19 protein-coding genes are annotated in these 21,660 nt (G+C 33.5%); 15 read left to right on the forward strand and 4 right to left on the reverse strand.

The window, feature by feature from the left end:
• Positions 1-39 precede the first annotated feature (39 nt).
• Positions 40-1,023: a tagatose-bisphosphate aldolase gene (gene lacD / locus AC1RO3_RS00715; RefSeq protein ID WP_481761029.1), complete on the forward strand. Its 984-nt coding sequence runs from the start codon at positions 40-42 to the stop codon at positions 1,021-1,023.
• An 82-nt stretch (positions 1,024-1,105) separates the two neighbouring features.
• On the opposite strand, the gene AC1RO3_RS00720 is transcribed toward lacD, so the two are convergent.
• A complete protein-coding gene (locus AC1RO3_RS00720) occupies positions 1,106-1,852 on the reverse strand; it encodes a MurR/RpiR family transcriptional regulator (RefSeq protein ID WP_481761028.1) in 747 nt (248 codons plus the stop codon).
• Between the two features lie 122 nt (positions 1,853-1,974).
• Here AC1RO3_RS00720 and pfkB point away from each other — a divergent pair, with 122 nt between their 5' ends.
• Together pfkB and AC1RO3_RS00730 are read left to right on the forward strand one after the other, a co-directional pair.
• Positions 1,975-2,916: a 1-phosphofructokinase gene (gene pfkB, locus AC1RO3_RS00725; RefSeq protein ID WP_481761027.1), complete on the forward strand. Its 942-nt coding sequence runs from the start codon at positions 1,975-1,977 to the stop codon at positions 2,914-2,916.
• On the forward strand, positions 2,913-4,841 hold the full coding sequence (locus AC1RO3_RS00730) for a fructose-specific PTS transporter subunit EIIC (RefSeq protein WP_481761026.1): 1,929 nt from the start codon (positions 2,913-2,915) through the stop codon (positions 4,839-4,841). Before pfkB ends, AC1RO3_RS00730 begins: the two co-directional genes overlap by 4 nt.
• Positions 4,842-4,970: 129 nt before the next feature.
• On the opposite strand, the gene AC1RO3_RS00735 is transcribed toward AC1RO3_RS00730, so the two are convergent.
• Complete coding sequence (locus tag AC1RO3_RS00735) at positions 4,971-5,654, reverse strand: MmcQ/YjbR family DNA-binding protein (protein ID WP_481761025.1); 684 nt, start codon at positions 5,652-5,654, stop codon at positions 4,971-4,973.
• Between the two features lie 182 nt (positions 5,655-5,836).
• Here AC1RO3_RS00735 and AC1RO3_RS00740 point away from each other — a divergent pair, with 182 nt between their 5' ends.
• The gene (locus AC1RO3_RS00740; protein ID WP_481761024.1) at positions 5,837-6,718 is read left to right on the forward strand and encodes a sulfite exporter TauE/SafE family protein; all 882 of its coding nucleotides are present in this window, start codon (positions 5,837-5,839) and stop codon (positions 6,716-6,718) included.
• A gap of 77 nt (positions 6,719-6,795) precedes the next feature.
• Positions 6,796-7,122, forward strand: coding sequence for a thioredoxin family protein (locus AC1RO3_RS00745; protein WP_481761023.1), 327 nt, complete (start codon positions 6,796-6,798; stop codon positions 7,120-7,122).
• Between the two features lie 114 nt (positions 7,123-7,236).
• On the opposite strand, the gene AC1RO3_RS00750 is transcribed toward AC1RO3_RS00745, so the two are convergent.
• On the reverse strand, positions 7,237-7,884 hold the full coding sequence (locus AC1RO3_RS00750; protein WP_481761022.1) for a TetR/AcrR family transcriptional regulator: 648 nt from the start codon (positions 7,882-7,884) through the stop codon (positions 7,237-7,239).
• A 167-nt stretch (positions 7,885-8,051) separates the two neighbouring features.
• On the opposite strand from AC1RO3_RS00750, the gene AC1RO3_RS00755 reads away from it, so the two are divergent.
• Entirely contained in the window at positions 8,052-9,206 is a 1,155-nt protein-coding gene (locus tag AC1RO3_RS00755; protein ID WP_481761021.1) for a YhgE/Pip domain-containing protein, read from the forward strand.
• Positions 9,207-9,301: 95 nt separating this feature from the next.
• Here AC1RO3_RS00755 and AC1RO3_RS00760 read toward each other — a convergent pair whose 3' ends face one another.
• On the reverse strand, positions 9,302-10,006 hold the full coding sequence (locus AC1RO3_RS00760) for a GntR family transcriptional regulator (protein WP_481761020.1): 705 nt from the start codon (positions 10,004-10,006) through the stop codon (positions 9,302-9,304).
• A 192-nt stretch (positions 10,007-10,198) separates the two neighbouring features.
• Here AC1RO3_RS00760 and AC1RO3_RS00765 point away from each other — a divergent pair, with 192 nt between their 5' ends.
• The 9 genes from AC1RO3_RS00765 to codA all read left to right on the forward strand — a co-directional run bounded on the left by AC1RO3_RS00765 (position 10,199) and on the right by codA (position 21,587).
• Positions 10,199-12,118: a beta-glucoside-specific PTS transporter subunit IIABC gene (locus AC1RO3_RS00765; protein WP_481761019.1), complete on the forward strand. Its 1,920-nt coding sequence runs from the start codon at positions 10,199-10,201 to the stop codon at positions 12,116-12,118.
• Between the two features lies 1 nt (position 12,119).
• Positions 12,120-13,559, forward strand: a complete 1,440-nt coding sequence (locus AC1RO3_RS00770) for a 6-phospho-beta-glucosidase (protein WP_481761018.1) — start codon at positions 12,120-12,122, stop codon at positions 13,557-13,559.
• A 223-nt stretch (positions 13,560-13,782) separates the two neighbouring features.
• Complete coding sequence (locus AC1RO3_RS00775) at positions 13,783-15,147, forward strand: MFS transporter (RefSeq protein ID WP_481761017.1); 1,365 nt, start codon at positions 13,783-13,785, stop codon at positions 15,145-15,147.
• Between the two features lie 109 nt (positions 15,148-15,256).
• Positions 15,257-16,237, forward strand: a complete 981-nt coding sequence (locus AC1RO3_RS00780) for a LacI family DNA-binding transcriptional regulator (RefSeq protein WP_481761016.1) — start codon at positions 15,257-15,259, stop codon at positions 16,235-16,237.
• 64 nt (positions 16,238-16,301) lie between these two features.
• On the forward strand, positions 16,302-17,714 hold the full coding sequence (locus AC1RO3_RS00785) for a glycoside hydrolase family 32 protein (RefSeq protein ID WP_481761015.1): 1,413 nt from the start codon (positions 16,302-16,304) through the stop codon (positions 17,712-17,714).
• Positions 17,714-18,586, forward strand: a complete 873-nt coding sequence (gene scrK, locus AC1RO3_RS00790; RefSeq protein WP_481761014.1) for a fructokinase ScrK — start codon at positions 17,714-17,716, stop codon at positions 18,584-18,586. Before AC1RO3_RS00785 ends, scrK begins: the two co-directional genes overlap by 1 nt.
• A gap of 33 nt (positions 18,587-18,619) precedes the next feature.
• Positions 18,620-19,969, forward strand: coding sequence for a NosD domain-containing protein (locus tag AC1RO3_RS00795; RefSeq protein ID WP_481761013.1), 1,350 nt, complete (start codon positions 18,620-18,622; stop codon positions 19,967-19,969).
• 105 nt (positions 19,970-20,074) lie between these two features.
• Positions 20,075-20,221: a hypothetical protein gene (locus AC1RO3_RS00800; RefSeq protein WP_409021777.1), complete on the forward strand. Its 147-nt coding sequence runs from the start codon at positions 20,075-20,077 to the stop codon at positions 20,219-20,221.
• 130 nt (positions 20,222-20,351) lie between these two features.
• Positions 20,352-21,587, forward strand: coding sequence for a cytosine deaminase (gene codA / locus AC1RO3_RS00805; protein ID WP_481761012.1), 1,236 nt, complete (start codon positions 20,352-20,354; stop codon positions 21,585-21,587).
• Positions 21,588-21,660 lie beyond the last annotated feature (73 nt).

A 21,660-nucleotide genomic window follows, 5' to 3' on the forward strand; every position in this document is an offset into this window, starting at 1 on the left:
GATGAGAGAAGTAAAAAAATAATAAAGGACGGAATAAAAATGACACCAAATAAATTGGCAGGACTTAAAGCACTTTCAAATGAAAAAGGCGTAATTGCAGCATTAGCAATTGATCAACGAGGATCTTTAAAAAAAATGTTGGCAGCAGCAGCAAATAAGCCAGCAAATGAAGAAGATATCGTTGAATTTAAAAAAGTAATTTCATCAGAATTAACACCATACGCTTCAGCAATATTACTTGATCCAGAATATGGTCTTCCAGCAGCAAAGGTCCGTAATGCAAGTACTGGATTACTAGTTGCATACGAAAAAACGGGTTATGATGTTACTACCCCAGGTCGCTTACCTGACTTATTACCAGATTGGTCAGTTCGTCGTCTTAAAGAAGAGGGCGCTGACGCTATTAAATTCTTACTTTATTATGATATAGACGAAAATGCTGAGATTAATAATATGAAACATGCATATATGGAGCGTCTTGGTTCAGAATGTGCTGCAGAAGATATGCCATTATTTTTAGAATTGGTTTCTTATGATGCAACTAATGACGATGTTAAAGGTTCAGAGTATGCTAAAGTAAAACCTCATAAAGTTATTGAAATGATGAAAGAATTTTCTAAACCTGAATATAAAGTAGATGTACTTAAAGTAGAAGTGCCAGTCAATATGGATTATGTGGAAGGGTTTAACGACGATAATGAGGTGGTATATTCTAAGACAGAAGCATTAGATATATTTAAAGAACAAAGTGATGCAACCAAATTACCATTTATTTTCTTAAGTGGTGGTGTATCGGCACAATTATTCCAAGATACTTTAGTATTTGCTCATGAAGCAAAATCAACATTTAATGGTGTACTTTGTGGACGTGCAACATGGAGCAAAGGTATCGAACCATTTGCTAAAGATGGTGAAGAAAAAGGTAAAGAATGGATGAACACAGTTGGTAAAAAGAATATTGAAGATTTAAATGTCGTTCTTGAAAGTACTGCTACATCGTGGTTTGATAAGGTATTAAAATAGTAAAATAAAGAGGCTAAACGTCATGTTTAGCCTCTTTATTTTTAATGATTTAGTAATGAAAAAAAGTAGAAGTGAAATAAATTTATTTGCTAGCTTTCTTTGTTCGAATTGCATAAGAATCTAAAAGTATACGGCTCATTACCTGTAATGGTAAACGAGATTTAACTTCAAATTCAGGGAAATATGAAATTTCAGATTTAAATCCGATAAACACGGAATCTGAATATTTAATAAGTGGACTTAATTTGTTGGTTGTTAATACAATAATATCGGCTCCATTTTTATACGTATTTTTAGCACCTTCAAGGAGTTCTGCAGTAGTTCCGTTCAATGAAATAATAATTAAAATATTATTATATGTAATCCTGTGACTAATTTGTTTAATAATATTGGGATCCGTAAAACTGACACAATTTTTATTTAATAATTCAAATTTTGTTAGCATTTCAATTGCAATTAATTCAGAAAAACCCCTTGAGAAAATGTATATTTTTTTTGAACGTTTAATTTTTTGAACTGTTTTTTCTATGGTATTAACGTCAAGCATACGTAGTGTGTTATTAAGTTCATGTTCATTCTTCATAATGACTTGTTGGATATCGTGATCCATATTCTGAATATTCTTATATTTTTTTTCTTTTTCTTTAGTAATTATAGATTGTTTAAAATCCATATAACCGCTGTAGCCTTTTTTTTTGAGCGTTCGTACGACTGTAGCGGTTGATACATGAGCTAAATCGCTAAGGTTGGTTATTGTTAATATCGGAATATCTTCTAGGTTATCTTGAATGACTTGCCAAAGAATCTTTTCGGAGTTACTAAGAGACATTACTGGTCACCTCACCTTGATTGTTTGTTTATTTTCAATTGTAGCATACAAAATCATATATTGAAAACCTTTTCATTTCTGTCAGATGTAGTATTGGTAGGTAGAAGAAAGGGGTAAAAATTATGATATATACATGTACATTGAATCCAGCTATTGATCTTTTTATCCAAACCGATGAAATGAAAAAAAATATTGTTAATAGAACGGAAAATTATGAAATACAAGCGAATGGTAAAGGAGTTAATGTTAGTTTTATTCTAAAAAAGAAAGGCGTAGAAAGTACTGCTATTGGAGTTGGTGGAGGATTTACTAATGCGTATATTGAGTCTGAGTTGGCAAGGTGCAATATAAAAACTGATTTTGTACATATCGATGCTAATACACGAATTAATGTTTTTACAAGAGTAATTCAGCAAGATACGGAGTATAAATTAGTAAATAAAGGTCCACATGTTAGTGATGATGAAATAAATCAGTTCATGGATAAGATTCAAAATTTAGATGAAAAGGATACATTAGTTGTATCTGGTAGTTTATCTGACGGAATCTCTGAAGAAATTTTAATTAGTATCGCAAAGCAGGCGCAGGAAAAAGGATATAAGCTAGTTTTGGATACTAGTTATCAAACCGTACTGGATACATTGAAATATAATCCTTATATTTTAAAACCAAATGATGAAGAATTAATGAGTTGGTTTGGCGTAGAACATAAACTATCTCAACATGAATTGATAACTTATTCAAAAGAATTAATTAAATTGGGTGCACAAAATATTTTATTATCATTGGGTGGCGGTGGTGCAATGTTTATAAATAAAGAGGTTGTGTTATATGGAACTGTCCCTAAAGGAACCGTTGTTAACACGGCTGGGGCCGGCGACACCATGTTGGGAACTTTTTTAGCAGGGGTAGCGATAGGGGACAAAAAAATAGAAGAAGTATTTAGAGAAAGTATAGCAGCCGCGAGTTCAACGGCATTTTCAAAAGGGTTAACAGATTTTTCGAATGTAAAAGAGCTGACTAAGCAGGTAAAAATATCTAATATTAAGGAGGAATTAAGATGACAAAATATAAAATAATTGCAGCTACTGGATGTCCAACAGGAATTGCGCATACATACATGGCGCAAGAGGCCTTAGAACAAGCCGCTAAAAAAAGAGGTATATCAATTAAAGTTGAAACTCATGGTCAAAGTGGTATAGAAAATGCGTTTTCACAACAAGAAATTGATGATGCTGATGGTGTAATAATTGCGTCAGATAAAGATGTAGATATTGATCGATTCGATGGTAAAAAAATGATAAATGTGTCAGTTACGAAAGGTATGAAAGAGGCAGATGTATTAATTGATCAAATATTGACAGATGATAATTTACCTACCTATCATCGAAAAGGAGCAAAAATTTCATCGAATGAAGAAACAGTAAATTTATCTGGCTCATTTTGGCACAAAATGTATGTGTACGTGATGAATGGAGTGTCACATATGTTACCAATAGTAGTTGCTGGGGGAGTGTTAACAGCCGTATCATTTTTTTGGGGAATTAATTCAGCAGACATAAAAAGCCCTCAATATAACGATATAGCACATTTATTGAACACTATTGGCGGATTTGCAATGAATCTTATGGTTCCAATTCTATGTGCCTATATAGCTGAGGCTATTGGTAAAAGACCTGGATTGATAGTTGGATTTGTAACGGGAATGATAGCATATACAAATGGAACGGGATTTTTAGGTGGAATAATTGGTGGATTTTTAGCAGGGTATACGATTTTAATATTACAGTTCTTATTAAAAAAACTACCTAAATCATTAGATGGACTGAAAGCCATTTTTATTTTACCTGTAATTGGAGTATTTTTATCAGGCTCTATTATTTGGTATCTATCAGTTCCAATGGCAACAATTAATGAAGGAATGATGACGTTTTTAAAGGGTTTAGAAAATTCAAGTCCCATTCTATTAGGATTAGTTGTTGGAATTATGTGTGCTTCAGATATGGGTGGGCCAATTAATAAAGCAGCATATTTAACCGGAACAGCTCTTTTAGCACAGGGAAATTATTTCTTTATGGCAGGAGTTTCTGCAGCGTGTATTGCGCCACCATTGGCAACAGGGTTTGCTGTACTGTTCAACAAAAAAGCATACTCAGATAAAGAGCGCAGCGCAGGTTACGTTAACTTTTTATTAGGATCAACTCATATTACAGAAGGTGCAATTCCATTTGCGGCAAAGAATCCGCTACTAAATATTCCTGCATTTATGGTTGGTTCTTCGATTGCTGCGATTTTAACCTATGTAACTAGAATTAGTGTACCGGCTCCACATGGTGGATTTATTGTATTACCGTTAGTGAATAAACCATTACTGTGGGTATTATGGATTATTATTGGATCACTTGTATCTGCTGTCTTACTAGCCGCTATTGCTGGTCGCCAAGCTAAAAAAAATAATAGTTTAGTGATGAATGTAGGTAGTAATACCAACTTTGAACAAGAGCAAGATAATGATATAAAAATGAATGAAAATGAATTCGATAATATATTGAAAAGAAAAAACATTGAATTGAACGTAGCCGTTTCTGATAAAGAAGAACTCTTACATTTTTTAGCAAATTTTGCTAAAAAATTAGGATATACGAATAATGAAAGTTATATTTTAAATAAGTATAAGATTCGTGAGTCTGAGGGAACGACAGGGATGGAAAAAGGCATTGCGATACCTCATGCACAGGATGAATCGATTAATAAATCAGCAATGCTAATTGTTAAATTACGTGAGCCTATTGAATGGGAAACATTTGATAATCAGCCAGTAGATACAGTTATCTCATTTCTAATTCCAGAAAAAGATGATGGAAAGCATTTACAGTATTTATCAAATACATCGAAATTACTTGTCCATGACTCATTTGTGGAAGAATTAAAAAAATCGAATACAGTTGATGATATATACAACCTATTTAAAGAAAATATTAATAAGTAGATAAAATTGAGCTACAAAGCTACGTATATACTAAAAAAGTACAAGTGTTTAATGATAAGCGAAAATTCATTCTAAGTAAACAAGTTCAAATTTTGTTGACTATTAGAATGGATTTTTTTAGTTCGCCTTTTATTTAGCTAGTCCATAGCTAGTATCAATATAAGAATAAACAGTGTCTAAATTATTTTGGCCATTTAATAAAATTGAAACCCAGTGTTTTTTATTCATATGGTACCCTGGAAAAATTTGATTTTTGTCTATTTTATTGATGAGCAGGTCAGGATCCATTCGAATATTAAGTATTTCAACTAATTTCTCGGAATCCAAGCCTATTTTAGTTGCTGGAATTTTCATTAAAGCGGCATACCATTTTTTAGAATCTGATCGACGTAAAACAGCGTCATTTGGAAACTGTTTCCAGAGGAATTCTAGATTGGTCTGATAATGTTCTTGTACATAATTAATGATAGATTGTGAATCAGCAGTTTGGAATACTGGAGTAGTTTCAAAACAACTAGCAACAATTAAATCCAGTTGTTCAATCACTGATTTTCTGATTGAACTGACAAATGATCCTGTTGCAGACTGATTTTTATAAAGTGTATATTCTTCTTTAGTTAGAGCATCAATAATAGTAGTATTAATTTTTTCAGAGGGGGAAATTGAGACGGTTAGTATAAATTGATTATTAAGAATTGAAACTTGATAATTATAGATTTCTTCTGCTGTTTTTGTAAAACCATATGGAATCAATGAATCTACCTTTAGTTTCAAATGACTAAATGAATTATAAGCAAAAAAGTCTGTTAGCATAGTGCATCTCCTTTTATAAATTATATAAACAATTAACAGTAGCATACCTTATATTTCTAATTTTAGACTTTAAAGGACTAATTATATAGTATAAAATAGAAAAATTAATATAGACTATTTTATCTAGGAATAAATTGAGTTAAACTGTACTATTATGATTCATTTAACTAGGAGATTTAATCATGCAAAAGACGTTGATTGCGGCAATTATTGTTATTAATTTTATATTTATCTGTTATTTTATGCGTGATTTAATGAGACATAAATCAGACTTCATGAAAGAACCGGCCAGTTCAGTATGGACACCAATATCGCAGATTGTTATTTTTTTCTTTTCTACTTTTGGAATTTCAGATTTTGCCATATCAACAGCAATATACCAGAAAGCTAATTGGGTTTCTATGAAAAAATTACCAGGTACGTTAAATGCGCAAGATGTTATTCCAATATTTGTCATGTCGCTGGCGTATATTACAAGTATCAATGTTGGTACTAAGACGTTACTAGTCTGTATTATTTGCCAAGTGCTGGGTGCTTATATTGGTCCGAGATTTGTTGTTAGATTACCTGAAAATAGTATTAGATCATTTGTTATCGTTGGATTACTTGTTGCAACCGCGTTAATCATCGCTGGTAAATTAGGCCTAATCACTGCTAGTGGGACCGCTACCGAACTATTTGGCTGGAAATTAGTTGTAACAGGATTTTTATTATTTATTTATGGCGCATTAAATAATATTGGAATAGGCTCATTTTCATTAACAATGGCAACTGTCTATGCGATGGGAATGGATCCGATTGCTGCATTTCCAATTATGATGGGGGGATGTGCATTTTCTTTACCAATAGGAAGTATGCAATTTATAAAACTCAATCAATATTCTAGAAAAATAACCTTATTTTCTGTTTTTGGTATTATAGGTGTTTTAGTTGCGGTACTTTTAGTTAAGAATATTAATACAAGTGTGATTCAATGGATTGTTATTGTAGTATTATTGTATTCTGCATACAGCCTATATATAGGTAATAAAGAAGCTAAACTAATCAGAGATAAAAATAAATAAGCAAGCATATTTTAATTGAAAATGGCTAATCTGATATATACTTATAAAAAGTAAGCATATTAGTGGAGGTAGCAAAAATGAAAAGTATAGAAAAAGAAACAACGGTAAGTGAATTAATGGATAAAATTAAAGATGGAAAGTATATCCTATTTTTTTCTGCAACATGGTGCCCAGATTGTGCTTTTATTAAACCTGAAATGCCTAATATTGAATCAGAATATACTGAATACACATTCTTAGCTGTCGATCGAGATGAAAATATGGACTTAGCTGTTGAGTTAAGTGTCTTCGGTATTCCAAGTTTTATTGCATATGAAAATGGTAAAGAAACAGGACGTTTAGTTAATAAAAATCGTAAAACGAAACAAGAAGTAGAAACATTTATTAATAGTATTCCTGCGTAATTAAAAAGATTAGTTAGTATGAATAATCTGCTTTGAATTAAAAATACCCATCGAGTAAACAAGGTTTTACAGTAACTTGTTTACTCGATGGGTATTTTTAATTATTTATTTTTATCAAACACTAAGTGCGTTTATCAGAGCATCTGCTGAATGTTCAATACTTTCTTTTGTTAACGATTGATCAAAAAGAAGATAACCAAGTACAATACCACCTATAGTTGACCAAATAACCTTAAGAATTTCGAGATTATCCCAACTGACAATTAGTTTTTTTTCTTTTAGTGTATCAATAGTTGAATTGAGTGCCGTCCAGTATGGGGCGGGAATATTTTCTAATAACTGTTTAACAACCGATTTATCATAAAGTAGTTCAGAAATGAAAATTTTAAGAACTTTAGCATTTTCTTGCAAAAAAATAATTCTATTTTTTAACAAAGGACGAATTAATGAATCCAAAGTTAAATTTGAATGATCAATGGACTCGTCTAATAAGTCGTGCATTGCAGAAGGTAAGATGGATTTAATGACAGGGGCAATAATGGCGTTAAGTAAGCCTTGTTTATTGTTATATTTACTAAAAATATTACCTTCAGCCACGCCAGCTTTTTTTGCAATTTCTTTTGTACTTGTATTTGCATAGCCTTTTTCTGAGAATAATTCAATTGCGGCGATTAAAATTTGTTTTTGTTTATCTGTTATATCTCTAAATAAATCCGAGTTGGCATATAATTTTAATTCAGAATTTTTAATAATATTCACCATCCTATTTATAGCCCTATTATGACACAATTGATAGCGATGACAAAAGACAAACTTATTATTTTGATAGTTTATATTTAAAAGTTAGGGTTGACTAAACTTGTGGATAGGTTATAATCGTATTTGTAATTGATTGAGTGCTCACTCAAAAAGAAAAGAGGAATATGATTATGTTTAAAAATAAATTTTTAGGTTTCGCCATTTTAGTTTCGGTATTACTTACATTTATTATGGTGGTGATGCAAATCCCATCTGTAAAATCAGAGCTCAAAGATGTACCTGTTGCCATTGTTAATGAAGATAGTGGTAAGCAAGGTAACAAAATCGTTGAAAATCTAACTAGAAGCAAAAATAAGGCGTTAGATTGGCATATCGTTAAGAGTGATAAGGCACTTAAGAGTGCAATGGATAAACAACATTATTATGCGGCTATTGTAATTCCAAAAGATTTCTCGGCATCAATTGGAAAATTAGCTGATCCAACAACAAAAGATGTTACAAATGTAACTGTTGTAACAAATGAAGCAAAAAATGCTACATTGTCAACGACTTTAGGTTCGACACTATCAACAATAGTTACAAAAATTGGTGGTGGTATTTCAGCCGGAATTTTAACAAATATGGCAAAAGCCAATATGAGTGTCCCCGCTGTGACTGCATTGAAGTTAAATAACCCAATCACTGTAAAAACAACCGTTAGACATTCAACCGCTGGATTAACATCAGCGAATAGTTCGTTCTTCCAACCCGTCTGGATTGCAAGCATGGTTATTAGTTTATTATTATTCTACGCTGGAGATTCAAGAGAATTTAAATCAATGAAACACAAGTTTTCATTTAAATCATCATTCATTATCTCAGCTGTAGCACTTGCAATTTTAACTGGATTTGCAACAGCTACGTATGCGACATGGATTTTAGGATTTGATTTTACACATTTTATAACAATTGCATCGTTCTTATCATTTACAAGTTTTGCTTTTATAATGTTATTCTCAGGGGTATTGACATGGATTGGTTTCCCAGGGGTAATTATATTTGTCCTCTTACTATTTTTCTCAATTCCTTTATTGGCAATGGCACAACCATTAGTACCTCAATTCTACCAAGATTGGGTTCTTCCATGGTTACCAATGCGTTTCTTGTATGATGGTGCTCGCAGCATTCTTTATTATGGAGCATCTTTCTGGAACAGTTCTACAATGGGCCTAACTTATGTCTTAGCAATCGGTAGTGTCTTGTTTTTTGCCGAAGGATTATCACCCAAACATCGTAAAGTTGAAAAAGAAATTAACGATAAAATTAAAGAGATGGAAGTTAAATAGAATTCTTTAAATGAATCTTGAAATAAATTAAAAACCTCAGGGTAATCACCTTTTTAAGTGATTGCCCTGAGGTTTTTAATTTATTAATTATGGTTTTATTTTTGTCCACTTTGAATAAAAAAGTTAGCATGTTTATAGTTATAAATAGTTTGAGAAAGATCAAAAGGTTCACCGCTTACTGTATAAAAAAGTTCATCAATATAGAGTCCAGGCGAATTTTCTGGTAGTTCTAAAAGGGTTGATTCTGTCTTTTTAAGGGTGTCTGTACGTAAATATTTATCGGAGAAACCTATTTTTAATTTTAAAACTTCTTTCAAGTAATTAAAAATAGACTCACTGATTATTTCGCGATTAAGATAAGGAACAAGTTTTTTTCGATAGTAGGATCTCTCAATACAGAGAACTTGATTATCGATGTAACGAATTCTTTTTATTAAATAAACTTCCTCACCCGGAGCACAATTTAATTCCCTGGCTACATCAGCATTGGGTAGTTCAACTTTTAAATCAATCACTTTTGTAGATAATTTACTGTTTTCTAAATCTTTTGTAAAGCCCATGTTCGTCATTAGAGCGATGTAACCGTCTCTTTTTTGACGACGAACAAAAATTCCGCTACCTTGTACTTGATAAATAATACCCTTATCTTCTAAAGTTGTGAGAGCTTTAACGAGTGTCGTCTTACTGACGGCATATTTGGCAATAAGTTCATTTAGACTAGGGAGTTGCGTCCCTTGATTCAAATTTTTATTTTTAATTGCAAGCTCAATTTGATCAGCAATTTCTTGATACTTTAACATTTCATGCCTCCATTAAAATAATGTATCCTTTATTGTATAACATTGTTCCCGCCTTGTACATCTAGATGAAAAGGGTTACAAAAAAAGTGTTGACTTATTGTGCACGTACAATTAAAATATACATATACAAAGATTTGTAAGGGTTTACAATTTTTTTCTATTTATTCGTTTTTATCTGAGGAGGAGAAAAATATGGCAAGTAAGGTTAGAGATTATACAAAATTAGCTACAGATATTTTAGAAGCAATTGGTGGAGAAAAAAATTTAGCAGGAGCAACGCATTGTGCGACACGGTTACGACTAGTGCTACATGAGGTTCCTTCAGATGCTAAAGAAAAAATATCAGCAATGGCAGGCGTTATCACTGTTGTTGAAAGTGGTGGACAATTCCAAGTAGTTATTGGACCACATGTTGCGGATGTTTATGATGCATTCTCAGCAATGATTGATAGTTCAGAAGTAGAGGAAGTAGAAGCACCAAAAACAAGTATAATGAATCGAGTTATTGCAACAATGTCTGCGGTTTTTGCCCCATTCGTTTACATATTGGCCGCGGCAGGTATTATTCAAGGGAGTTTAATTCTAATTACTTTAGCTATGCCAAATTTTCCTAAAAGTGGTACATATCAAGTTTTAAGCTTTATTTCTTGGGCACCATTTACGTTCTTACCAATATTTATTGCCATAACGGCAGCTAAACATTTTAAAACAAACAGTTTAATCGCTGTTGCATGTTGTGCTGCATTAGTTAGTCCCACATGGGCAGAGATGGCTGGAACTATTGCTAGCGGTACAAGTATTAACTTTATGGGTATTCCATTATCTCAAACAGTTTATACATCATCAGTATTGCCACCATTATTTTTAGTTTGGATTCTTTCTTATCTTGAAAGATTCTTGAGTAAAAAGATACCTGACATTATTAAAGAACTTGCTGTTCCATTATTATGTCTATTAATTATGGTTCCTTTAACAATCTTAATTATTGGACCACTTTCATCTCTTGGAGCTGAAGGAATCGCAAAAGGATATAATTATTTAGTTAAAGTTGCACCACCTTTAGCAGGTGTTATTATTGGTGGTTTCTGGCAAGTACTTGTTATTTTTGGTATCCATTGGGGTGTTACGCCAATGGTTATGGCCAATTTCAAAATGAATGGAATGGACTCATTTCAGGCTTTTCAAACAATTGCAGTGGTCGCACAAGTTGGTGCTGTTTTAGGTGTATTTATTAAGTCTAAGAACAGAGAATTAAAAAATATATCTCTTTCAGCATTTATTACAGGATTATTTGGGATTACAGAACCAGCAATTTATGGTGTGACATTAAGATTTAAAAAACCATTTATCTTTGGTTGTATTTCAGGAGCGTTTGGTGCATTAATTACAAGTTTCTTTAATTCATATTATTTTGCTTATGCTGGACTACCAAGTTTATTAACCATTGTAAATGCAATTAGTCCTAAATACCCACACTCATTTATTGGTATGGTTGTTGGATGTATTGTAGCAATTGTGGGTTCAGTTCTACTTGTTCAAATTTTTGGTACGGGTGAAACAGTTAGTGAAGTCGCAACAATGGAAGCACAGTTAGATGATGCACCAGCTAAGGTCGCACCAGTTATGAGTACGCCAGTAATAAATGCACCAGGCGTTGTTAATAGCCCTGTAACAGGGAAAGTAATTGCGTTAACAGAAGTAGAGGATGAAGTATTTTCATCTGGTGCAATGGGCAAAGGTGTTGCTGTAAATCCAACGGATAATAAAATATATGCACCATTTGATGGTCAGGTTGTCATGACTACAGAGACACAACATGCGATTGGATTAAAATCTGTAGATGGTGTAGAAGTTTTAATTCATATTGGAATGGATATCGTTGAATTAAAAGGAAAATATTTTGCAACACAAGTTAAAAATCATGATTATGTAAAAATGGGTGATTTACTTGTTGAATTTGATCAAGAGAAGATAAAAGAATCAGGATTTTCAGTAGTAACACCTGTAATTGTGACTAATTCAGATGATTACGAAGATGTTATTGCGTATACGCAAAATGAAATTCACCATGGAGAACCAATAATGGAATTAATTCCAAAAGGAGAAAAATAAAATGTCTAAATTACCGAAGGATTTTTTGTGGGGTGGCGCTTTGGCTGCTCATCAGTTTGAAGGCGGCTGGAATGTTGATGGAAAAGGGCCAAGTGTTATTGATGTGATGACTGCAGGAGCAAATGGTGTTCCGCGGGAAATTACGGAAACTATTGAAACAGATAAATTTTATCCGAATCATGATGCAATTGATTTTTATCATCATTACAAAGAAGATATTCAATTTTTCTCTGAAATGGGATTGAAGTGCTTACGAACATCAATCGCGTGGTCACGTATTTTCCCAATGGGAGATGAAAGCGAACCAAATGAAGCGGGATTACAATTTTATGATGATGTTTTTGATGAATTATTAAAAAAAGGTATTCAACCAGTGATTACCCTATCGCATTTTGAAATGCCACTCCATTTAGCTAAAGAATATGGTGGTTTTAGAAATCGTAAATTAATTGATTTTTTTGAAAATTTTGCTACGGTTTGCTTTAAACGTTATCAATCTAAAGTAAAATATTGGATGACATTTAATGAAATTAATAATCAAATGGATACAAATAACCCCATCTTTTTGTGGACTAATTCTGGAGTTATTGTGAACGATGGTGAAAATCCCAAAGAAATTATGTATCGAGTTGCACATAACGAACTCTTGGCTAGCGCTAAGGCGGTTATTGCTGGTAAAAAAATTAATTCTGATTTTGAAATAGGATGCATGGTATCACACGTACCAATTTATCCTTATTCATGTGATCCGGAAGATATCATGGCTGCTGAAGAGGCAATGCATCAACGCTTCTTTTTCCCAGATGTTCATGTTCGTGGAGAATACCCACGTTATGCACTAAAAGAGTTTGAACGTCACAATTATGATGTTGGGATTCAAGAAGGCGATATGGAGATATTGAAAAAAGGGACAGTTGATTATCTAGGATTCAGTTACTATATGTCAACAGTTGTTAAAGCAGATGCTGAAGCAGATCATTTAGGTGATGTTGTGAATGGTGGACTACCTAATGGGGTTCCTAATCCGTATATTAAATCTAGTGACTGGGGCTGGGCAATTGATCCCGATGGTTTACGATATACGTTAAATCGATTATATGATCGCTATCAGTTACCGTTATTTATTGTTGAAAATGGTTTTGGCGCGATTGACAAGCTTGAAGATAATCATGAAATTCATGATCCTGAACGTGTAAGTTATCTAAAAGAACATATTGAAGCAATCGAAAAAGCAGTTGATTATGATGGTGTTGAAGTCTTAGGATATACACCATGGGGTGTTATTGATTTAGTATCATTTACAACTGGTGAGATGAAAAAGCGTTATGGTATGATTTATGTTGATCGTGATAATGAGGGCAATGGATCGATGAAACGTTATAAAAAAGACTCATTTACTTGGTATAAAAATGTAATTGAAACAAATGGAGAAAGTCTTTAAAAGTTATTATAGAAAGAAAAAGCATCTCATTTATTAATAAATGAGATGCTTTTTGATTAATAAAAAAACAAATGACAACCGGTTGACATAAAAATATAAACAGGTTATACTTTGGTTATTCTTTCAGAAAGCGCTTTCTAAAAGTTGAGTTTATAGGTACAGGCAATTGCTATTTTTTAGTGAAATGGGACATTTATTAAACAAATAGAATGGGGTAAATAGAATGGAAAACAAAGTAAACGTAGATACAAATCAAGTTGAAGAAATTCCTCTTTTTCGAAAACTAAGTTATTCACTTACAGATTTTGGCGGAAATATTCTATTTGTAAGTATTAGTACGTACTTGTTATATTTTTATACAGATGTTTTTGGAATTGGGATTGGTGTAGCTGGAACTATCTTGCTCGTCACACGATGCGTTGATATGTTTGATGCACCAATATGGGGCTTTTTAATTGATCATACACATACAAAATGGGGACAAAGTCGGCCGTATTTCTTGTGGTTATGTGTACCATTTGCATTCTTTACATGGTTAACATTTACTACACCGAATTTATCGGGATCGTCCAAAGTTATCTATGCATCAGTTGTTTACGTCATTGCAGGAATTATATATACCGGAATTAGTACCCCTATGACGTCGATTTTACCTAACTTAACAAATGATTCAGACCAAAGAACGGTTTTGAATTCATATCGAATGGTTGGAGGAAATGTTGGTCTATTGGTTGCTAATGGTGTTGTTTTACCATTAGTTCAAATATTAGGGCAAGGAAATGATCGTAAAGGATTCTCATATGCAATGATTATTTTAGGGATTATCTCCATTATTGCCTTTTTAATTGCCTTTTTAAATTTACGAGAAATTAATACAACGATTACGAAATCAATATCATTAAAACAGAGTGTTAAAGCAACAAAAAGTAATTGGCCTTGGATTTTATTGGTTATTTCCAACTTATTCTATTGGATTGGAACAACTGTTAGAAGTTCAGGCATGATTTATTATTTTCAATATAATATCCATGCAAAATCATTAGTCGCAGTTGCTGGTTCTTTATCTGTTGTTGCTGTTATAGGGATGATATCAATTCCATTACTTGTTAAACGTACAAATAAAAGAACGGTTCTAATTGGAGCACTATTGATGGGAGCAATCTGTAACATGTTGCTTCAAGCAGTTGGTAGTAATCAAGTTTGGGTTGTTATCTTATATTGCCTAGGATCAATTGGAACGGGTGTTGCAGCTGCAATGCCATTCCTAATGTTGGCTGATGCGGTTGATTTTGGTCAATGGAAAACAGGAATCAGAGCCAGTGGCTTTTTAACAGCTATTGGAAGTGCATTCTGTGTTAAAGCAGGTAGTGGGATTGGCGGATTTATTCCATCACAAGTAATGCAATTCTTTGGATATATACCCAATCACACTCAAACGAGTCAATCTTTATTAGGCATTAACTTAAGTTTTATCTGGATTCCAGCCATGCTGTTCATACTTGCTGCAGTTCCAATGTTTTTCTATGGTAAATTTGAACGAAATGAAGATAAAGTTAGATTAGAATTAGCTAAAAAAGAAGCAGCTTAAAAAGTTAATGGTGGGGATAATGGTTTTGCTTATTTTATGGTAAACTAAGAGTACTAAAAGTTAAGCGGTAACAATTTAACTAAAATTAGACGACTTAGGAGCAAATAAAATGCAAAATCCAAAACTTGATGATGTCGCTGAATTGGCAGGCGTTTCTAAAACGACTGTATCTAGGGTGTTGAACAATAGAGGTTATCTTAGCGAAAAGACAGTTAAAAAGGTTCGTGATGCTGTGAAAGAGTTACATTATCAGCCTAATGATGTTGCAAGACAATTATTTAATAAAGAAACAAAACTAATAGGGCTTATTTTCCCAACCATTGCGAATCCTTTTTTTGGACAATTAGCTTACCATTTAGAAACGAAACTTTTTAATAGAGGTTATAAGGTTCTTATCGGTAACTCAAAAAATGATTCAGAAAAAGAAGTGACTTATTTACGTAAACTAATGGCAAATCAAGTTGATGGGCTAATTGTTGGAGCACATAATGAAGGAATTGAAGAATATCATAATACAAATTTACCAATTGTCGCAATTGATAGAATTATGAATGGTGATATTCCGGTCGTTTCTTCTGATAATTATAGTGGCGGTAAAATGGCAACAGAATTGCTATTAGAACATGGGGCAACCTCAATTGTACATACAAATGGACCTTATGATTTAGAAACGCCTGCTCGAGATAGACGTAGGGCATACGAGAAAATTATGAGTGAACATGGGTTGCCAGCCGTAACGTATACAATTGATTTTAATTGGACAGAAACAGAAAAAACAAAAGTTATTAAAAGAATTTTTGAGGATCTTAAACGAGTGGATGGTATTTTTGCTTCGAATGATACAGACGCTAGTTTGATCATAAAAATAGCTAGAGAATATGGCAAACGAGTACCTGAAGATTTACTTGTTATTGGCTATGATGGGACAGATGTTGTTCGATTATTTAAACCAGAACTAACAACAATTATTCAACCAATTGAACAGATGGCTGATGCAGCTATTGATATTTTAATGAAGAAAATAGAAGGTAAAGAGACACCTATGCAAGTAGTACTACCGGTACAATTATATAAAGGAGAAACGGCATAGTAGGTGCGTTTTTATTTTAAGATAATGACAACCGGTTAACATATAGAACGAGGAGAAGACAATTTTGAAAAATGAAACGATTAATTATCCAGAGGTAACTGATGAAAGATATCGATTAAAGTATCATATTACGGCACCAGCAGGTTGGATGAATGATCCAAATGGGTTTTGCTTTTTTAAAGGGTACTATCACATCTTTTATCAACATCATCCAAATTCAACACAGTGGGGACCAATGCATTGGGGTCATTCAAGAAGTAAAGATTTAGTTAATTGGGAAAGCTTACCAATTGCTTTGGTTCCTGGTGATCAAGAAGATCAGGATGGCTGTTTTTCAGGTAGCGCAATTGTGAAGGATGAGCGTCTCTATTTAATTTATACAGGACATAATTTGAAAGACAAAAATGATCCGGATAGTTATTGGCAGAATCAAAACCTAGCCGTTAGTGATGATGGCATAACTTTTGAAAAATTTGCTGGTAATCCAGTGATTTCAATGCCTCCTGTAGATAATGATGCTGATTTTAGAGATCCAAAAATTTGGTTTGAAAATGGAAAATATAATATTGTAATCGGAAGCAAAAATAAGGATGGCTTGGGTCGAGTTCTTATGTATAACTCAGATGATTTAGAACATTGGGACTACTTAGGACCTATTGCAACTGCTAAATCAGTTGATTCTGAAGGATTCGTTTGGGAATGTCCTGACCTTTTCGAAATTGACGGACAAGACGTTTTAGTAATGTCACCACAAGGAATTAAAGCTGATAAATTAAAATATAGAAATTTCTTCCAAACAGGATATCTGACTGGAAAATTTGATGAAGAGACACATTCATTACATCATGGTGAGTTCACTGAATTAGATTATGGACATGATTTCTATGCAACACAATCAATGGTTACGCCTGACGGTAGAAGGATCATATTTGCATGGATGGACATGTGGGAGAGCCCCATGCCAGAACAGGAAGATGGTTGGGCAGGCGCACTAACATTTCCAAGAGAATTAAATATGAAAAATGGTAAATTATTGATGACACCAGTTGAAGAAATTAAAAAATTGCGCGAAAAAGTATTATTAGATGTCACTAAACCTAAGGATACAACCACTATTTTTGAAGCCCCTACAAAGAGTTTTGAGTATTTAGCGAACTTTAATGGGCAAGAAAATGTCAGCGTTAAAATTAAAAATAGCGATAATAAATTATTAATAAAAGTTAGCTATCAAGCTGCAACAGGTAAGGTAACATTACAAAAGTATAATGACGATTTACTTCGAGAAACTAATGTGAGCGTTGCCAATGAATTGGATGTTCATTTATTAATGGACAACAGTTCAGCAGAATTATTTGTGAATAATGGAGAAGCATGTTTCTCTGAAAGGGTTTATGATGAAAAGGAACTTATAGTTGAAACAAGTAGCGATTCAACTAATTATGATATTAAAATATATGAACTTGGAGGAACAATGTAATGTTATTAGGAAGTATTGAAGCAGGTGGCACTAAATTTGTATGCGCGGTAGGTAACGAAGATTATCAAGTAAAGGATCAAATTCAAATTCCCACGACTACACCTGTTGAAACATTAACGGCAGTCGTAGACTATTTTAAGCAATTTGAAATAGCTGCACTTAGTGTTGCCTCATTTGGACCAATTGAAATCAGAAAAACGTCACCTAAATATGGATTTATCACGAAAACACCAAAACCGGGTTGGGGTGATACGGATTTCTTGGGATTTCTTAAGGGCAAACTGGATATTCCAACATTTTGGACAACGGATGTAAATGGTTCAGCTTACGGTGAATATACAATGTCGACATTGTTTAATGAGAAAATTAATTCACTTGTTTATTACACAATTGGAACTGGTGTGGGCGCTGGAGCAGTAATTGATGGCCACTTAGTTGGCGGTATTGGCCATCCTGAAATGGGCCATGTCTTAGTTAAGAGACATCCTGATGATCTTGATTTTAAAGGTGTCTGTCCATTTCATGGTGATTGTTTAGAGGGCTTAGTTGCTGGACCAACATTTGAAGCACGGACTGGTAAAAAAGGTAAAGATGTCCCATTAACAGACAAAACTTGGGATATTATGGCCTACTATATTGCTCAGGCTGCCGTTCAAACAACGTTAAGTTTACGTCCTAATAAAATTATTTTTGGGGGCGGCGTTACAAATGATGTTTTATTGGAAAAAGTGCGACATGAATTCAAAGAAATTTTAAATGATTATGTTGACGTTCCTCCATTAGATCAATATATTACAGCACCACAAGTTGCTAATAATGGATCAGCCAATGTTGGAAACTTCGCTTTAGCTGAAAAAATGTTATCTGAATGATAGGGTTATTTAACAAAATTGGAGGGTAAAATAATGACAAACAAAAATTATTATGATGTAACAAAATGGCCTATTGGTAACCCGTACGAAGATATTGGGGAAGTTATTAATAGTATTATTACTGATATTAAAAGTCATCAAACTGATAGTAATAGCAATGATGGTGGAAAACCAGGGGCAGTTATTTATCTACCACCAGCTGATTATCACTTGCGTACACAAGTCTTAATAGATATTAGTTTTCTTAAAATTCAAGGATCTGGGCATGGATTTACGTCATCAAGCATTCGGTTTAACGTACCACAAAACGAATGGTCAAATTTACATGAATTATGGCCTGGTGGTAGTCGTGTTCTTGTTGACCTCGATCCTAAAACAACGGATGAAGAATCTGAAGGTGCAGCTTTCTATGTTGCAAGAGAAGGAAATCCGCGTATTAGTTCAGTCGAATTTTCGAACTTTAATATTGATGGGTTACACTTTATTGATGATGGCACAGGCGAAAAAAATCCAGAAAATACGTATGTGAATGGTAAGACTGGAATTTATGTTGCAAGTGCACAAGATTCATTCCGTATTACAGAAATGGGTTTTGTTTACTTAGAACATGGTGTAACCATTTATAACGCAGATGCATTAACAATCCACGATAATTTTATTGCTGAATGTGGTAATTGTATTGAACTACGTGGATGGGGACAAGCTTCGAAAGTAACTGAAAATTTAATGGGCGCTGGATTTAATGGCTATACCATTTTTGCGGAAAACTTCGGAGGACTGCTAATTACGACTAATAATATTTTCCCAAGAGGTGCAAGTAGCATTTCATTATCTGGCGTGACGAAATCGTCTGTTACAAATAATCGCATTCATGCATTTTATCCCGGAATGGTTATTTTAGATGATAATTGCTCAGAGATATTGGTTTCTTCAAACCATATGCTGCATGATCAAGAACCGTGGGCGCCTATGCAACATCGAGATAATGGATTAGACGATTTATATGGGCTGTTATCAATTAGCGGTAATGATAATTCCGTCATTGGAAATCATTTTTCAGAAACGGTTGATCAAAACACGCTTAAACCAGTTGGTGCAACACCGGTCATTATCCGACTTGCTGCCGGACATGGTAATTATATTGCAAATAATAATGTTGTGGCTACAGAAATTCAATCAGGTAGTGGCGATTCAGCATTTTCTGCACAAGTAGATGCGTTACTAGCAACCGAAGAATTAAAAAAAGTCACAGTAACAACTGTTTTGGTTGAAAAGAAGTCAACGCAAAATACAATTTTAGATTCTGGAAGCAATGAACAAGTTATTTTGGATAAAAATGTGAATGCTTTTAGAGCAACACCAACCGTCCCAAAAAAACAGTAATTTTAAATAAATGATTTAATTTGTGCCACTTTGATAAAATAGGACTATAATGAAAGTTGAAGTTAGAACTTAATATAACTGTCCAAATCAAAAGAGGCGATAGCAATGGCAAAGTTGAGTAAAGAACAACGCAAAGCAATGGCTCAAAAAGCAATGGACGAACGTGCTAAACATCCACAAGCTGAAAAAAAACAATCAGGTTTTAAATTTATTGAAGATGAATCAACTAAGTTAGGTGCAGAAAAAAACTAATTATAAAAGTTCAAAGATTAATTCTAAGTATTCTTGGAATTAATCTTTTTTTAGTTAACTAAAAATATTAAATTGGGTGTAAGTCATGTACAATTTGAATGATAGATAATTTAATGAGGAGTGATAATCGATGTTAATTAAACAAGTACATATTGAAAATAAAGAAGAATTACAAGATATTCGAGTAGAAAATGGCATGTTTACTGAGATTGGGGTAAATTTACAACAAAATGCTGATGAAAAAGTCATTGATGCAACCGATAAATTGATGTTACCGCCATTTGTTGATCCACATGTTCATTTGGATTCAACGCTCACAGCAGGTGATCCGGAATGGAACGAATCTGGGACTTTATTTGATGGCATTCGGATTTGGTCTGAACGTAAAAAGACGTTAACCCATGAAGATGTTAAAGAACGTGCTGTTACAGCATTAAAAATGCAGGCAGCCCATGGTGTTCAGTTTGTTCGTTCACATGTTGATGTGACTGATCCTGATTTAGTGGCTTTGAAAGCTTTAATTGAGGTCCGCGAAGAAGTTAAACCTTGGATGGAATTACAATTAGTTGCTTTCCCACAAGAAGGTATTTTATCATTTCCAAATGGGAAGGAATTAATGACAAAAGCTGCTGAATTAGGAGTGGATGCAATTGGTGCAATTCCCCATTTTGAATTTAATAGAGAATATGCAGTTGAATCACTCCATTTCGCTTTTGAATTGGCTCAGAAATATAATTTATTATTTGATGCACATACGGATGAAATCGATGATCCTAGTTCTCGTAGCTTGGAAACCGTTGCGACATTAGCTTTAGAAACAGGGATGAAAGATAAGGTTACAGCATCACATACAACAGCGATGGGTTCATATGATGATGCTTATTTGTACAAATTAATGCGTTTATTGAAGATGTCAGAAATGAACTTTATTGCTAATCCACTTGTAAATATGTTCTTAGGTGGACGTTTTGACACATATCCAAAGCGTCGTGGGTTAACACGCGTCAAAGAATTGGATGAGAATGGGTTGAACGTTGCATTTGGTGAAGATGACATCAAAGATCCATGGTATCCAATGGGAGATGGCAACATGTTAGACGCCTTGCACATGGGATTACATGCGACTCAGATTATGGGTTATAGTCAAATTATGAATGCTTACCGATTTGTGACGACTAATGGCGCTAAATCTATGCATGTTATGGATCATTATGGAATTGAAGTTGGAAAACCAGCTAATTTCGTCATTATGGATAGTGATAATTTTTATGATGCGTTGAATACACGTGCTGCCGTTATGTTATCAGTCCATAATGGTGATGTGATTAGTGAAACCAAGCCAGCAGAAACCCAGTTATATATCTAGTAAGTAATCGTTTTGGTAGCGCCTTCTTGATTTGAATGCTAGAATCAAGGCATGACTTGAAAAGGGGTAATAA

The organism is Dellaglioa sp. CoH-57-MRSF-19, from assembly GCF_056781975.1.